We start from the raw sequence: 15,876 nt of genomic DNA, 5'->3' as shown, positions 1-15,876 counted from the left end.
ATTATACGATTAAGAATACGGTTGGGTTTCATTTCCGCTTTAGATCGATTCTTATGGACTAAGGAGCTTGCCTTTTCGCTTTTCTGTCCATTAGAATCTATCCAGAGAGCCCTGTTCACAAACTTTTGCCTCTACAGCATGGAATGTTACTGTTTAAGCTTATTCCGTTTCTGTCTTCTATGTACAAGAAAAAAAGATAGCCCTAGTTATGAGGCTATCCTTTTCAGCTATTATTTTAAAGCTGCTTTTGCTTGTTCTGCTAATTGAGCAAATGCTTTTTCGTCGTTAATGGCTAAATCTGCTAGCATTTTACGGTTAACTTCTACATTCGCAAGTTTTAAACCATGCATGAAGCGGCTGTAAGAAAGATCATTCAAACGAGCAGCTGCATTAATACGTGCGATCCATAATTTACGGAAATCACGTTTTTTCTGACGACGGTCACGATATGCATACTGACCTGATTTCATTACTTGTTGTTTAGCTGTTTTAAACAGCGCATGTTTCGAACCATAATATCCTTTAGCTAACTTTAATATACGTTTACGACGCTTACGTGTAACTGTTCCACCTTTAACACGTGCCATGTTAAACCCCTCCTATATAAATCAACGAATCTGTTGTAAATGGTCTGTTGTTAATAATGCACCTTATTTAGGCAGCATTTGTTTAATACGTTTGTAGTCTCCTGCAGAGATGATCGCTGCTTTACGTAATTTACGCTTCTGCTTTTGAGACTTGTTTGCGAACATATGGCTTGTATAGGCATGGGAACGTTTTAACTTCCCAGAAGCTGTTCTTTTCATTCTTTTAGCTGTACCGCTATGTGTTTTCATTTTTGGCATGATAACTTCCTCCTTGAAACTAAAATCTATTTAACTAACGCTAATAGCGAGTTATTTTTTTTCGGTTACAGGTGCAAGCATAAGGAACATACTGCGCCCTTCCATCTTCGCCTTTTGCTCCACTGTAGAAATATCTTTACATGCTTCGGCCATACGCTCTAGCACTTTTTGACCTAGCTCCTTGTGCATAATGGCACGTCCACGGAAACGAATAGAGACTTTTACTTTGTCACCTTTTTCCAGGAATTTTCGTGCATTACGAAGCTTTGTATTGAAATCATGTTCTTCAATACTTGGGCTTAAACGCACTTCTTTCACATTAATAATTTTTTGTTTCTTGCGTGCTTCTTTTTCTTTCTTTTGCTGCTCAAAGCGATATTTACCATAATCCATGATACGACACACTGGCGGTTTTGCCTTTGGCGCCACCATCACTAAATCAAGGTTTCTTGTTTGAGCAATGTCTAAAGCTTCTTGACGAGATTTTACCCCTAATTGATCCCCGTTAGAATCAATGAGACGAACTTCACGTGCACGAATATTCTCATTGACGTTCATATCTTTGCTAATAATCAGCCACCTCCGAAATATAATAAAAACGTAATGAAACATGATCAATGTCACTAGACAAGTTCCATTTTTCCATAAAAAAAGCGTCGGTACACATACTGCACCCACACGTCCTCATTTCATTACTAAATGCTCGGATCTGATACCTGTCAACTGCTCAAGCGTCAATCAGGTGAGAAGCGGGCGCTTCTACTTGTCTCTTTAGTGATCATATTTAATTTACCTAAACTAGCTTATCATGCAGATACTTTCTTGTCAACCTTTTTTAAACACCCTGTGCTTTTTTCTTTCTATATGTCCAATGTGCCAGCGGAATCACTGCCATGTTAACAGCAAAGACATAGGCAGGAAAGAATAAAATAAAAGGAATTAACAGGAGACCCATTCCTGGACTGGGGATTTCCCCTGGGTTTGTCATCGGAAATAAGTTTGCTGTTATATAGATAAATAATATAAAATAAGGCAGCCAAAGAAGGATAGTCCAAAACTTGATATAACCTTGTTTGAACCATCTATATGTTAAAATCAATATTAAGATCGTGCTTATTACGATAACAGTAATGGAAGAAATGATTAAAGATATATATGCTTCTCTGTCATCCCAAGCCATTAAACTGCTTATTCTGTGGATGTTGACCAGCAATTCATGGGAATAAATAATAATATAGCGTATAACATACTCACCACATTCAAACGTAAGAATGACTTCAATGTAACCATCCTTCCTAATGTAATTTCATTTTACTGTAAAAAAAGATAAACGCTATTTTTCTGTATAAAATGCAGAAGTCAGATTTTTTTCAATTAATCTAAGCCCGCTACATGCCCTGTGTTATTTATAGTGTCAAAGATAGTGTATACTAAAATATATACCAGAGGGGAGAGTGGTATATTGCGTACAAGCAAATGGATTATGCTGGCATTTTTCTTTTCACAATTTGCTGGAACCATGTATTTTGTGATTATCACTTGGCTATTATATCAAATCACCAATGATTCGCTGTATACAGGACTTTTAGTTGGGTTTGGATTTCTGCCTTCACTTGGATTAAATTTATTCTTTGGTGTCTTAGTTGATCGATGGGATCGGAAAGTCCTCGTTATTCTAGCAACAGGTTCCAGTATGATAGTGATGGCAAGTTTACTCCTTTTATTCCTATTTAACCAAATCGAACCATGGTACATCATTGTAGCGCATATGCTCTTACAAGCAGCAGGATCATTATTTCGTCCGGCCTTTCAAGCACTAATTGCCGAATGCTTTGATAAAGAACAACTGCCAAAATTGTTTTCGCGTTCTTCATCGGCCTCCATTGTGGGCGGGCTGTTAGGTGCTGCCACAGGTGGAATGATAGTAAGTGTTACTTCAGAGATAGGCACATTAAGTTTAGTAATCATTAGTTATATCATTGCTTTCATCGCGGTATTACAAATTAAATATGAGAGAAAGCTAAGGAAAAATCACCATGAACGTAAATCTGTTATTACTGATTTATTGGATGGTTTTGTCTATGTTCAAAGAAATCGTTATTTAATTGGGCTGTTTATTCTGATGTTTACCGGACAGCTTGTTTTTCACTCAAGCTTAGGTTTCCTGTCTGTTTACACTGTTGATTATCTGCTTGCTTCTGCAACCATTTATGGTTTATTAGACGCAACCATTTCAATTGGTGGTGTAACAGCTGGCATATTAGGAACATGGTGGTGGAAACGAAGTAAACAGTATGTTGCTCTATACTCACTTTGTTTAGTATTAGTTGGTCTTTTAATAGCTGGCAAAGCTTCAAGTATCTTTCTCGCATTTTTAGGTGTATTCTTAATTGGACTTGGCACTACATGGATTAGAGTGTTACTTCAAGCTGTACAACAAATGGTGACAGCGTCTAACTATCATGGAAGAATGGCTAGTTTCAGGATGGTTTGTAATCAGGGTTCTGTTGTAGTAAGTGCACCTATTCTTGGTTGGATAGCTACCACTTACGGAGCTAACATGGTTTACTTAACTCTACTGTTACCAGTTATTATTTGTATTGTATTTGCAAGCTTTCAGTTGAAACAGGAACCATTCAAAATGGTCATGACAGAGAAACATTCCTTATAGAATATAAAAATATGTACCCGAACGAAACAGCCGCATACTTCTATGTTTCTTTTATGAACATTAGCACAGGCGCTAGGTTCTCGCAATATCACTGTGAATTCCGTTATGCCTGGAATTATAGATACAGATTCTACGGCACACTGGCTGCACACACCTGAGGGTCAAAAAAATGCACAAGAGATGAGTGCCTTGCAGAGGGAAGGAAAACCAGAAGAAGTGGCCGGTGCTGTCTCTTATCTTGTCAACAGCAAGGCAGACTTCGTTACTGGACATCATTTGGATGTTACCGGCGGTGCAAAGCTGTAATAATAATAACTGTACCTATCTTAATTTTTTTAAGCAATGAGTGAGAACCAACATACTTAGTTCTATGATATTTTCCTCAAACCAAATATAACTAAAATTCCGCTGTATCTTATAACGACACAGCGGAATTTTCCTTTACTTTTTACGCAATACTTTATTTTGAATCTCGTCGGTAATCAACGCTTGGAAGTCATTTAATGGCATAGTTTCTGAATTTTGTTCTCCATAACGACGCACATTAACGGCTTGGCTTTCCATTTCTTTATCTCCTACAACTAAGGCAAATGGAATTTTGGCTGTCTGGGCTTCACGGATCTTGTAGCCGATTTTCTCATCACGATGATCCACTTCAACTCTTACCCCTGCTTCACGTAATTGAGCTTCTACCTCTTTGGCATAATCAGCATGAGCTTCTGCTGAAACTGGGATAATACGTGCTTGAATTGGTGCCAGCCATGTTGGGAAGGCTCCTTTGTATTCTTCCAATAAGAAAGCAACAAAGCGTTCCATAGTAGATACAACACCGCGGTGGATAACCACTGGCCGATGCTCTTTACCATCTTCACCGATATAAGTCAGATCAAACTTCTCTGGTGAGTTAAAATCAAGCTGAACAGTGGAAAGTGTTTCATCTTTACCAAGTGCTGTCTTCACCTGCACATCCAACTTTGGACCATAAAAGGCAGCCTCTCCTTCTGCTTCCACATATTCTAAATTCATATCGTCCATCGTTTCTTTCAATAGGCCTTGCGCCTTTTCCCACATTTCATCATTATCGATATATTTCTCTGTATCCTTTGGATCACGATAAGATAGGCGGAAATAGTATTCATCAATACCAAAGTCCTTGTAAACGTGTTCCACAAGTTGTACAACACGAATAAATTCTTCTTTCAATTGATCTGGGCGTACAAAGATATGGGCATCATTAAGTGTCATCGCACGAACACGCTGCAGACCGGCCAAGGCACCTGACATCTCATGGCGATGCATCATACCCAGCTCCGCAATACGGACAGGCAGGTTACGATAGCTGTGCAATTCATTTTTATAGATCATCATATGGTGCGGACAGTTCATTGGACGAAGAATTAATTCTTCATTATCCATTTTCATTGGCGGAAAGTTATCTTCACTGTAATGTTCCCAGTGTCCGCTGGTCACATATAATTCCTTGCTGCCCAATATTGGTGTATAAACATGATCATAGCCTAATCGTTCCTCTAAATCTACAATATAGCGTTCAATAATACGGCGTACAGTTGCCCCCTTCGGAAGCCATAACGGTAATCCTTGCCCAACTTTCTGGGATACAGTAAAAATCCCCAGTTCTTTTCCAAGTTTACGGTGGTCGCGTTCTTTCGCTTCCTCCCGCATCCGCAAGTATTCATCTAATTGGGCTTGCTTTTCAAAAGCAGTTCCATAAATACGCTGCAGCATTTTATTATTGCTGTCCCCGCGCCAATAAGCGCCAGAGATGCTCAATAACTTAAAGATCTTAATCTTGCTTGTCTGTGGAACATGTACCCCGCGGCAAAGATCGAAGAATTCACCTTGACGGTAAATAGTCACTTTTTCATCTTCGGGAATGGCATCCAACAATTCTAATTTCAAGTGGTCGCCAATCTCTTCAAATAAAGCCCTTGCCTCCGCACGAGTAACTTCTTCCCTGACTACTTCTAAATTCTCATCAACAATACGTTTCATTTCCTTTTCAATACGTGGTAAATCTTCTGGTGTAAGGCTTTCTTCCATATCGATATCATAGTAAAAGCCATTTTCAATGGTAGGCCCTACACCTAATTGGACATTGTCATACAAGCGTTTAATCGCCTGTGCCATTAAGTGAGCAGTAGAGTGGCGTAATATATCCAAGCCTTCCTCTGTTTTAGGTGTAATAATCTCTATCGCACCATCGATTTCTAACGGGGTGCGTAAATCATATAATTCTCCATCTATTTTTACTGCTAACGCCTGCTTCTTCAATCCCGGCGAGATAGAAGCAGCGATGTCTTCACCAGTGGTACCTTGATCAAAGGCCTTGATTGTTCCATCTGGAAATGTAATATGAATTTGACTCATCTTTAAGACACTCCTTCTTTTCATTTCAAATTAGTTAAACAAAGAAAAATTCTCGCTAGGACAGGTGCCGCTGTTTTTCATACAAACAAAAAACACCCATCCCAATACGCGTGTGTAATGGGACGAGTGTATAACCCGTGGTTCCACCCAAATTCCTGTACTATGTACAGCTCATTGAATAATCGATAACGATGATCAGTCGCTGCTAAATACTAGTTAGTTCACGTTCCTTAACAGTGCTCCGAGGTGGTAATAGACTGCGGTCATATAGGAAGCTTTCAGCGGGTACTTCCTTCTCTTTTCATATGCCATACAACCTATCTTGTCCTCTTCGTTGCCATTGATGTATTAATCATAACATATATTATAGCTAGAATGGTGAAAAAAATCAAGAATCTTTCACCAATGGAAAAGGGAAATACTCCCTGTCATAGAATGAGGTCTTTTCCTGGAAGATATTCATAATGGTATGTGTACGCGGTTCATAAGGGTCTTCACCATAAATAAAGATTTGATTCGGGCTAAGCATAATTAATGGCGAAATATCCCATTCCTCCTGTTCCAAACCAAAAATAAATAAGGGAAATAATGATTGCAGCTGTTGAAAATCCTCACGAGTGTATCTCTCTCCATTATCTTGATAAATTTGAAACTGCTCCCCTTGCAACACATGGACTGCCTCTACCTCCGGGATCTTTCTGCTGATAAAATCCCGAATCGACTGAATAAAGTCCTGATACTCCTCTTCTCGTTTAAATTCATCAATGGCAAGTCCTACTAAATCTGTCAGCTGTTCATAATAGTAATATAATCGAAACTGAACAATCGAATCAAACAGGATTTTTTCTTGATTAACCTGTAGTTGAAAAATAGCTGTTAACGAATCACGCAATTCATGACGGTGAACTTTATCCTCATAAAAGGCTTCATCCTTTTCCAATAACGAGACAGCTATCGACGTGATTTTATCTATCTCTGCCTCCATTGAAAAATGATACTTTTTTTGAAGTACATGCTGAATCATGCCCATCTCCCGACATTCAATGAATACCTGAGTTAATAATCGAGCAATAAGATTTCTTTGATCCTCTCCTTCCATTTCAGCGGCTGGCACAGCCCTTATCGTATTCTTTTTATTTCGTTTGCGTAAAGCTGTCCACTGGTCTGCTTCTTTTACAAGCCGATAAAACAAAGCGGCCTCTTGCTCTTCTAAGAAATTGACCTCAAATACCATTCTCTCATCACCCTTATCACCTTCAAACTGGTATATTATATGGGCGGAAAGGTAAAAAAATAACTTCTGTCCTTCGATTAGACAGAAGTTATTGCAATATGCGCTTTTTCTAGGCAGCTTCACCTTTTATTTACGGTAACGCTGTTTTAACTCAAGCGGCTGGCTAAGCTGGTTAATCCGTTCCATAATCCGTCCAGCCTTAATGGTCTCCACATCACCCCGGTTGCTAGTAGCTAGATGTTCCTCTAATTGTTGTAAATTATAATTGGAGGAAAAAAAGACAGGCAGTTCTTCCATCATACGGTACTGTAAGATCGCCCCTAATACCTCATCACGAAACCATGGTGAAATCGATTCGGCTCCAATATCATCAAACATCAAGACAGGCACTTGTTTAAAGCGCTCAATCTTAGACTGCAGGCTAGAATCTCCAATCGAGGCCTTTATCTCCCGCACGAATTCCGGCATATAAATCAAGTCTGTTCGGACATTATGCTGCTTTAATTCATTGGCTACCACACCTAAAATATACGATTTGCCGGTTCCGAACGGACCGTGGATATACAAGCCCGGCTGATAAGTCCCCTGAGAAGCCGCCTGCACAAAGGAAATAATATGCTTCATTATATCCTTACGTTCAAAGGAGGAAAAGTCCATATCTGACAATTTAGCCTGTTTAATCTGCTTCGGAATATACAAACTGCGAACAAGTGATTCTTTCTGCGTTTGCTCTTCCTCTTGCCGTTTATTAGGACATTTCTCATACCTCAGTGAAATATCACTGCCAGCCGCATCTAAATGTGGTGTATATCCCTTGAGGATATTAATGCAGCCATCTAAATTCGGACAATCTTTACAATTCTTAGACGCTTGCTGGTATTCATATAATTTCATCAGATGTCGATTGATGTCCGTTTCATCAATCTCGACATTCTCACTCAACAATTCTTTAATTTCCGGGTCATTTAGCACCTGGTTACGCAGAGCTGTAAATTGATCTTTTACCTTTTTGTTTTCATTCATCCATCTGTTCATGGCGGATTGGATAGGTTCCATGATTATCACCTTTATTCTTGGTTAGCTTGTTGCGCCAAATATTTCGCTAACATCTCATCTGCTTCCTTGGCAATTCGTTCTTTATCTTCATCACTCAACGCCTGTTTGGTTTGTTGTTCTTGTTCTTCTTTCTGCTTCTTATACCAATCAGGCACTATATCTTTCCTGTTACTTTTAGCGTTATAACGCTGATTGTTTCTTGTATTGGTTGACCACTGCTGATATTTCTTATTTTCCGATTTGGCCAAAGTCATTGCTTGACGCACCGTTTTCACATTTTTCCGGGCCCAGTGACTGGCAATGGTTTCTAAATAATTTTTCGATAATTTCATGTCTGTCTTTAATAGTACATAGTGAATTAGCACATTCATAACACCCGGATTTAACCCTTGACTAGTCATCACATCACTAATAATCCGTAAATCATGTTGTGTAGCTTGACCACCATCTGATAAATCTTCTAACAATTTCTTAGGTGAAATATGCTCCAGCATATCAATAAATTGTTCCTCTTTGGTCTGAAGTTTCGGCTTAGCAGCAGACGGAGCCACTTTCTCTTGGTCTGTTATCTTGGCTGCATGAGGGGCAGCATGATGAACAAGATCCATACAGGCCTGCTTAAACTGGTCAGTCTGAAGCTCGTTCTCCTCATTAATCGACCAGATCAAAGCCTTCTCCATATCTTGATTATGAAGGTCATAAGCCACATACATCTGATTAATCAATTTTTTATGCTGAGTCGTTAAAATTTGATCCACTGGAAGCATTCGCTGTCTTAACACCTGCTCCAGCCATTCAAAATCTACCTTGCTCTCCATCGGAATGGATGCTTCCTCTTCCTGCTGCTCTCTTTCGGCAGAGGTAGAAGCAGCAGATGGGCCAGCCATTCGGAACACTTCTTCAAACTTGGCGGTTGTCTCTTTCTCATTTACTGTTTGGATTTGTTTGCCAAGGGCCTGTTTCACCTTCTTATACTTCTCACTGCCCAGCTGATGGTATAGCAAATGACTTAGAAAATGATCGGTCAAAAAACGTTCTGGTGAAAGTGGCGGATGTAAAACATAATGAAAGGCCTTCTGACCTTGATACTCATGTTCAAACGTCTGCAGGAGTCCAATAGCTTCCAATTTTCGACGAGCTCGATAAATTCGATCTAATGGCAAAGCTAGGTATGTCATTAACAAATGATGGGTTTGATAATTCTCTGCCAAGGAAGATTCCGTATACAGTGTCTGATATAGAGATAGGGCCTCCATTCCAATTAAAGGCTGATATAAGTGTGTTAATGAATGGCTGTATGATAAGGGAAGATCATTAGACAGTTCGACTATATATAACTCTGATGGCAGAATTTTCCCGATATCTCCTAGTTGCATATACATAGTCCCCTCTTTGCTAGCCTTATTTCTTATCTGTACGGATTAAATCCTTTAATTCATCCAAAAACACACTGACATCCTTAAACTGCCGATATACGGAAGCAAAACGAACATAAGCTACCTCATCAACAGAAACCAATCGATCCATGACCATCTCGCCAATTTCATCACTTTTGACTTCAGATGTACCACGATTCCTTAATTCCTTTTCAATTTCAAGGGCAATATTCTCTAATTGTTCGAGCGCCACTGGACGCTTTTCACAAGCCCTAATAAGCCCTCGCAAGAGCTTATCTCTGCTATATTCTTCACGTGTTCCTTCTTTCTTAACCACAATTAAAGGAACCTCTTCAATTCTTTCAAAAGTGGTAAACCGAAATTGACACTCTTCACATTCTCTGCGGCGTCGTATCGTGCGACCTTCTTCTATTGGCCTTGAGTCTAACACTTTCGTATTCTTATAGTGACAATGAGGACATCGCACAAACCATCACCTTCATTCCTTTTATTCTGTCGTTCCTACGAAATCTAATTCTTTCTTAATGGTATCATACAGCTTAGGAATCAACCTATGGCTGTAGCCAAAATCAAATGGTATAGCCGACTCTGTAGTCGCCGAAATATCGATTGCTGTACGATATGGCTTTACCATAATAATGGTCATAATCACAAATACTTTTCGGCCTGCCTTATAGTTAAAGCTGATTTCTCCGTGATCTTTAGAAACACCAACAACTTGGCATTCCTTCATATTATTAAACAATGGCTCCAGTTTATCAAAGGCTTTATCCTTTGTTGTTTTAAAATAATGTGTTTGTAAAGCTGGATCCCAATGCTTATCTCTTGTTTCCGAATGATTATTAAAATTCTTATTTAACGTCTCTTTAAATCCCATTTACGCAAACACCCCGATATGTATATTTTATTTACTCTATATTGTAACACGTTTTGAAAAAGAAAACGATTAAAAGAAAAAATGGGAGCAAAGAAGTGAATACAATTTTAACGGAGCGTTGTGGCTGTTCTTACTCCTCTTTGTAATTCTTGTTTTGAAACCTGTTTCGGCTCTAAGGACTCCTTCAGCCTCTCTACGATTTGGTGTGGATCTATTTGATTGCCGCAAGTATAGACATCAATACTTGCATAGCCGTGCTCTGGGAAGCTATGTACCGTTACATGTGATTCCGAAATGATAACGACACCGCTCACCCCTAATGGGGCAAATTGATGAAACGCAACCTCCCGGACTTCCGCTCCTGCATGCAGAGCTGCATTGACAAAGATTTTCTCTAACTGTTCCAAATCATTTAATATATCCACATTACATTCCCATAAATCCGCAATCACATGCCTTCCCAATGTATCCACAGCTATCTCTCCTCTTCCTATGTTATCTCCCAATCTTGCAGAACAGCGGCCAGCTGATCCCATGTTTCTGCAATCGTGCCGCTGTTATCAATTACACAATCTGCCAGCTGCTTTTTCTGTTCGAGATCCATTTGACTGTTCATTCGCTGTTCTGCTTCTTCCTCTGACAGTTGATTTCGCTCCATCAGCCGTTGTTTTTGGACTTCTTTAGTTGTCGACACAACCATCGTACGATCTACTAAATAGGTCAAATTATTTTCAAATAATAGCGGGATATCTAACACAATAGTAGTATATCCATCCGCTTGCAAGGCTGTCTTCTTTTCCTCCATACGCTCTCGAACAGCCGGGTGTACAATCGCATTCAGCTGCTGACGTTTAGATTTATCAGCAAAAATAATTGAGCCCAGCTGTGCTCGATCCAGACTGCCATCAGATTGTAAGACTTCCTGCCCAAATATCTGAACAATCTTGCGGAGTGCTGGTTCACCAGGCTCAACTACCTCTCTAGCGATTATATCGGCATCAATCACAGGGATATGATAGTTTTCGATCAACATCTTGCTGACGGTTGATTTACCTGTTGCAATATTTCCTGTTAAACCTATAATCACTTCGATCACCTCTTTTCCTAGCTTGTCCCACAGCAGTAGGTATGATCTACCTACTGAAATTCCTGATTAAACAAGTACCACTTTCCAAATTCCAATCAAAATCAATAAGCAGCTCGGCAGAAATGACAGACGTTTCAATAAACGACTGCTGGAAAAACACTGCCCTAACTTAATACCTCCAAGCAAACATCCTACCGTTACCGTAAAGACAATCAATGGTGTCGTCCATGGAGAGGCACCCAATAAATAAATACCAATCCCTGCACCGAACGAATCTAACGATAAGGCAATACCGATAAAAATAGATTCGACCCCATTAATATTACCAGACTTATCGATATCTGCCGTCATTGGCTTTTTGAGAATACTGATAAAAATAGGAGGTGCAGCCTTGCTCTTTCCCTCTCCTATCAGTGAAAAAAACAGAAATAACCCTACCACAATGAGAATAACTCCTCCGGCTATTTCTGTATAGCGTACAGAAATAAAGGTGGATAGCACCGTTCCGGCAAACATAGAAATCATAAAAACCACCGTAACAGTCAGTGATATTTTCAACCATTCCTTAACTGGCAGTGCTATCCCCCGTAATCCATACGTAAACGCCACAAAAAAACTATCCATGCTAATTGCCATAATAAGTAATAGAAGCATCATCTGTTACCCATTCTCCTTTAACAGACTGTTTAGCCATAGTATATGGAGAAAGAATGACAGACGTTCGCCCAATTATTTTCGTCACTGGGGGTTTCTACTTTTGGATCTTATATAGGCTTATACTTGCTTCTATTCATCATAAGATAGGCTGGCAGCTTGGGCAATAATGTGTGCCCCTGCCGCCTACTTTGATCTTCATAATCATATCGCCGCATGCTGTGCAAGCCTTGTTATTTTGCCCATAGACATGCAGCTTCTGCTGGAACATACCGATTTGCCCTTGTGAATTCACATAAGACCGAATCGTCGTTCCACCTTGCTTGACAGCATCCTGTAACGTCGTGACCGCCGCTTCTTGAATAAGCAGAATTTGTTGATCCGATAGCTGAGCCCCTTTTGTCAGCGGATGGATTCCAGCTAAGAACAGTGTCTCATCTACATAAATATTACCCAACCCTGCGATCACCGATTGGTCAAGCAGGATATTCTTAATATTCCTGTTGCTGCGCTGTACCTTTTCCCTAAAAAGTGAATAGGAAAACTCCGGTTCTAACGGATCGGCAGCTACGAGTAGCAACGGCTTCTGCTCTAATTCTGTCCCTTTCTTGTACAGGTGCATTGTCCCAAATTTACGAACGTCTTGATAGCGCAGGTCAGTCCCATCTGTCATACGGAAGATGACATGTGTATGCAAAGCTATTTCCTCTTCATTAGGAAAAACCCCATATTTTCCTTCCATCCGCAGATGGGAGATCAGCACATGCTCATCTAGATCAAATAGGAGAAACTTCCCCTTTCGTCTTATATCATGGATGGTCTGTCCTTGGGCTAATTGCTGAAATTGAACTATATCATCAGGTTCTTGAATAATTTTTGCCCAATGTACTTCCACCGAATCAATTGTTTTTCCGATAACTAATTCCCTCAATGTCTTTCTGATGGTTTCTACCTCTGGTAATTCTGGCATTTCTTTAACTCCTTATTTGGCGTCATACCACGTATCGCCATAATCTACATCAACTTTCAATGGAACAGATAGTTCCACTGCCTCACTCATCACTTCTTCAACCAACTCTGAAATAGCAGACAATTCTTCCTCTGGCACCTCTAGAATTAATTCATCATGTACTTGTAAAAGCAATGTGGCTTGATATTGATGTTTTTCTAATTGTTTATCTAATTCCAGCATCGCCCGTTTAATAATATCGGCGGCACTTCCCTGAATTGGGGTGTTCATCGCCGTACGTTCTGCAAAACTTCGCTGGTTAAAATTGCGGCTTGTAATATCCGGCAAATAACGGCGTCTGTTCATAATCGTAGTGACATAGCCATTTTGTTTTGCTTCTTGAACAATGTCTTTCATATATGTCTGTACACCAGGATAACTGGTGAGATAACGATCAATAAATGACTTAGCCTCTTTACGAGTAATCCCTAAGTTTTGTGACAGACCATAATCACTAATACCATAAACAATGCCGAAGTTAACTGCCTTTGCCTGCCGTCTCATATTGGAAGTTACTTCTGCTCCTGTTACATGAAATACATCCATTGCCGTTTGAGTATGGATATCTTTGTCCTCTTTAAAAGCAGCTTGCAGCCTTTCATCTTTCGCAATATGGGCCAACACCCGCAATTCAATCTGTGAATAGTCGGCGGCAAGGATCTTCCAGCCTGGTTTAGAAGGGATAAATGCCTGACGTATTTTCCTTCCTTCTTCAATTCGGATCGGAATGTTTTGCAGGTTAGGATCAATTGAGCTTAACCGCCCAGTCTGAGTCAGTGCCTGATTAAAACGAGTATGAATTTTACTTGTATCTTTGTGAATCACCTTCGATAAACCAGCGATATAAGTCGAATCTAACTTTTTCAACTGACGATATAATAAAAGCTTATCAATAATCGCATGTTGACCCTGTAGTTGTTCCAACACATCAGCAGCCGTTGAATAACCTGTTTTCGTCTTTTTAATCGCTGGCAGGCCAAGTTCATCGAACAGAATAGGCCCCAGCTGTTTTGGGGAATTAATATTAAATTCCCTGCCAGCTAGTTCATAGATATCTTTCTCTAATTGGTCTAATTTCTCCGTTAATTCCTTACCCATTTCTGTTAAGCGTGACTTATCTACCTTCACACCGGTTGCTTCCATCTTTCCTAACACCAACGCAAGCGGTAATTCCAGATCAAGCAGAAGTGGTAGCTGCTTATTATCTGTCAAAGCCTGTTGCATTTGATCTTTCAGGAGATAAATCATTTGTGTCTTCCTTACGATATGTTCCTGCCAGCTGCTCTCCTCTTCGGGTAATCCTTTTTTAGCCCCTTTCCCATAAACATCCTCGTCAAAATGGATATTCGTTTCTCCCATGCGATGACTAATTGCAGGAATATCGTGATTATTCTCGGAGGGATTAATGAGATAAGACGCTAATAACGTGTCAAACACAATCCCATCAATATCTATATCCAACCGTTTTAACAAAACAAAGATTTTTTTGGCATCAAAGACATACTTCTTTTGACTGGCATCTGCTGCCCAATCACGAAATACATCTGAGGTTTCCAGCAAATGAATCGGAATAAAGAAGTTACCTTTCTCATTACTGATGGCTGCTCCTACCATTTCTTCGGTGTGATAATTATCACCCAAGATTTCGATCTCAAAGGCATCTTCGCCAGTAAACATATCTGTGCGTATTGCTTCCACTTTCTCAAACGATATATCTGTTAGCTTTTGGGTATCTTCTTGAGTCTCCTCCCCTTGTACTCGATTAATCAGCGATTGGAAACCTAGTTCTTTAAATAACTTCTCTACTTTTTGATCTTTATAATCAGTTAATTCGGTGTCTTCAATAGTGACCTCAATTGGAGAAGTTTGATCAATCGTCGCCAGTTCTTTACTCATAAATGCAGCATCACGATTATCTGCTAATTTTTCTTGCAGCTTCTTACCTGATACCTCATCCAAATGATCGTAGAGATTTTCTAATGTTTGAAACTGTTTTAACAGCTTCACGGCTGTCTTCTGACCAACACCAGGAACACCTGGAATATTATCTGATTTATCACCCATTAACGCCTTTAAATCAACGACCTGATCAGGGGTAATTTCCATATCCTCTTGTAAAGTTTCTTCGGTATAAGTCATCATATCGCTGATCCCTTTTTTCGTTAAGCGGACTTGAACATGATCAGAAACAAGCTGAAGTAAATCTTTATCTCCAGAAATAACTTCTACTTGCCACCCTTTTTCATTCGCCTGTTTGGACACGGTACCAATGATATCGTCTGCTTCATAGTTTTCTAACTGATAATGCTTGATTTGGAAGGCATCCAATAATTCACGCAAAATCGAAAACTGTTCTCTTAATTCAGTTGGTGTCTTTTCACGTCCACCCTTATAATCTTGATATGTTTTATGACGAAAAGTAGTTTTTCCCGCATCGAAAGCCACCAGCATATGTGTAGGCTTCTCTTGCTCTAACACTTTGAGCAGCATCGTAGTAAAGCCATAAACGGCATTGGTATAGACACCCTTATCATTATTTAGAAGAGGTAAAGCAAAAAATGCCCGATAAGCAATACTATTGCCGTCCACTAAGATTAGTTTATTGGTCATATTCCTGTCTCCTTTATGTTCTCTTGTATAGTTTATTCTATCATGTTT

16 protein-coding genes, 1 pseudogene and 2 other annotated features are annotated in these 15,876 nt (G+C 39.7%); of the genes and pseudogenes, 2 read left to right on the top strand and 15 right to left on the bottom strand.

The window, feature by feature from the left end; all coding sequences use genetic code 11:
* Positions 1-230: 230 nt before the first annotated feature.
* The 4 genes from rplT to JOD18_RS09670 form a co-directional block, all read right to left on the bottom strand.
* Entirely contained in the window at positions 231-587 is a 357-nt protein-coding gene (gene rplT, locus JOD18_RS09685; RefSeq protein ID WP_204668813.1) for a 50S ribosomal protein L20, read from the bottom strand.
* Positions 588-650: 63 nt separating this feature from the next.
* On the bottom strand, positions 651-845 hold the full coding sequence (gene rpmI, locus JOD18_RS09680; RefSeq protein ID WP_204668811.1) for a 50S ribosomal protein L35: 195 nt from the start codon (positions 843-845) through the stop codon (positions 651-653).
* Positions 846-896: 51 nt separating this feature from the next.
* Complete coding sequence (gene infC, locus JOD18_RS09675) at positions 897-1,403, bottom strand: translation initiation factor IF-3 (protein WP_204668870.1); 507 nt, start codon at positions 1,401-1,403, stop codon at positions 897-899.
* 83 nt (positions 1,404-1,486) lie between these two features.
* Positions 1,487-1,616, bottom strand: a sequence feature (ribosomal protein L20 leader region).
* Between the two features lie 64 nt (positions 1,617-1,680).
* Positions 1,681-2,025: a hypothetical protein gene (locus JOD18_RS09670; RefSeq protein WP_204668809.1), complete on the bottom strand. Its 345-nt coding sequence runs from the start codon at positions 2,023-2,025 to the stop codon at positions 1,681-1,683.
* A gap of 282 nt (positions 2,026-2,307) precedes the next feature.
* Between JOD18_RS09670 and JOD18_RS09665 the strand changes: the two genes are divergently transcribed.
* Together JOD18_RS09665 and JOD18_RS09660 are read left to right on the top strand one after the other, a co-directional pair.
* Positions 2,308-3,516 (top strand): MFS transporter, encoded by a 1,209-nt coding sequence (locus JOD18_RS09665; protein WP_204668807.1) that lies wholly within the window; start codon positions 2,308-2,310, stop codon positions 3,514-3,516.
* A gap of 69 nt (positions 3,517-3,585) precedes the next feature.
* Positions 3,586-3,822: pseudogene (locus JOD18_RS09660) on the top strand (SDR family oxidoreductase); the annotation flags it as partial.
* A 135-nt stretch (positions 3,823-3,957) separates the two neighbouring features.
* Here JOD18_RS09660 and thrS read toward each other — a convergent pair.
* The 11 genes from thrS to polA all read right to left on the bottom strand — a co-directional run bounded on the left by thrS (position 3,958) and on the right by polA (position 15,828).
* Entirely contained in the window at positions 3,958-5,904 is a 1,947-nt protein-coding gene (gene thrS, locus JOD18_RS09655; protein ID WP_204668804.1) for a threonine--tRNA ligase, read from the bottom strand.
* A 115-nt stretch (positions 5,905-6,019) separates the two neighbouring features.
* Positions 6,020-6,248, bottom strand: a binding site (T-box leader).
* Between the two features lie 44 nt (positions 6,249-6,292).
* Entirely contained in the window at positions 6,293-7,138 is an 846-nt protein-coding gene (locus JOD18_RS09650) for a putative sporulation protein YtxC (RefSeq protein WP_204668801.1), read from the bottom strand.
* A gap of 126 nt (positions 7,139-7,264) precedes the next feature.
* Positions 7,265-8,194, bottom strand: coding sequence for a primosomal protein DnaI (gene dnaI, locus JOD18_RS09645; protein WP_204668799.1), 930 nt, complete (start codon positions 8,192-8,194; stop codon positions 7,265-7,267).
* A gap of 11 nt (positions 8,195-8,205) precedes the next feature.
* Entirely contained in the window at positions 8,206-9,570 is a 1,365-nt protein-coding gene (locus JOD18_RS09640) for a replication initiation and membrane attachment family protein (protein WP_204668798.1), read from the bottom strand.
* 25 nt (positions 9,571-9,595) lie between these two features.
* Positions 9,596-10,057, bottom strand: a complete 462-nt coding sequence (nrdR, locus tag JOD18_RS09635; RefSeq protein WP_204668796.1) for a transcriptional regulator NrdR — start codon at positions 10,055-10,057, stop codon at positions 9,596-9,598.
* 21 nt (positions 10,058-10,078) lie between these two features.
* Positions 10,079-10,468 carry a cytosolic protein gene (locus JOD18_RS09630; protein ID WP_204668794.1) on the bottom strand — a complete coding sequence of 130 codons (390 nt, stop codon included), beginning with the start codon at positions 10,466-10,468 and terminating at the stop codon, positions 10,079-10,081.
* Between the two features lie 107 nt (positions 10,469-10,575).
* On the bottom strand, positions 10,576-10,941 hold the full coding sequence (gene speD, locus JOD18_RS09625; protein WP_338029514.1) for an adenosylmethionine decarboxylase: 366 nt from the start codon (positions 10,939-10,941) through the stop codon (positions 10,576-10,578).
* A 17-nt stretch (positions 10,942-10,958) separates the two neighbouring features.
* On the bottom strand, positions 10,959-11,561 hold the full coding sequence (coaE, locus tag JOD18_RS09620; protein ID WP_204668869.1) for a dephospho-CoA kinase: 603 nt from the start codon (positions 11,559-11,561) through the stop codon (positions 10,959-10,961).
* 60 nt (positions 11,562-11,621) lie between these two features.
* Positions 11,622-12,212: a sporulation membrane protein YtaF gene (ytaF, locus tag JOD18_RS09615; RefSeq protein WP_204668790.1), complete on the bottom strand. Its 591-nt coding sequence runs from the start codon at positions 12,210-12,212 to the stop codon at positions 11,622-11,624.
* A gap of 136 nt (positions 12,213-12,348) precedes the next feature.
* Positions 12,349-13,179: a DNA-formamidopyrimidine glycosylase gene (gene mutM / locus JOD18_RS09610; RefSeq protein WP_204668788.1), complete on the bottom strand. Its 831-nt coding sequence runs from the start codon at positions 13,177-13,179 to the stop codon at positions 12,349-12,351.
* A 12-nt stretch (positions 13,180-13,191) separates the two neighbouring features.
* Complete coding sequence (gene polA / locus JOD18_RS09605; protein ID WP_204668786.1) at positions 13,192-15,828, bottom strand: DNA polymerase I; 2,637 nt, start codon at positions 15,826-15,828, stop codon at positions 13,192-13,194.
* Positions 15,829-15,876: the final 48 nt, after the last annotated feature.

Source organism: Gracilibacillus alcaliphilus (assembly GCF_016909015.1).
GTDB lineage: Bacteria > Bacillota > Bacilli > Bacillales > Amphibacillaceae > Gracilibacillus > Gracilibacillus alcaliphilus.
The sequence above is the reverse complement of the archived record's forward strand: the minus strand, read 5'-3'. Positions and strand labels throughout refer to the sequence as shown.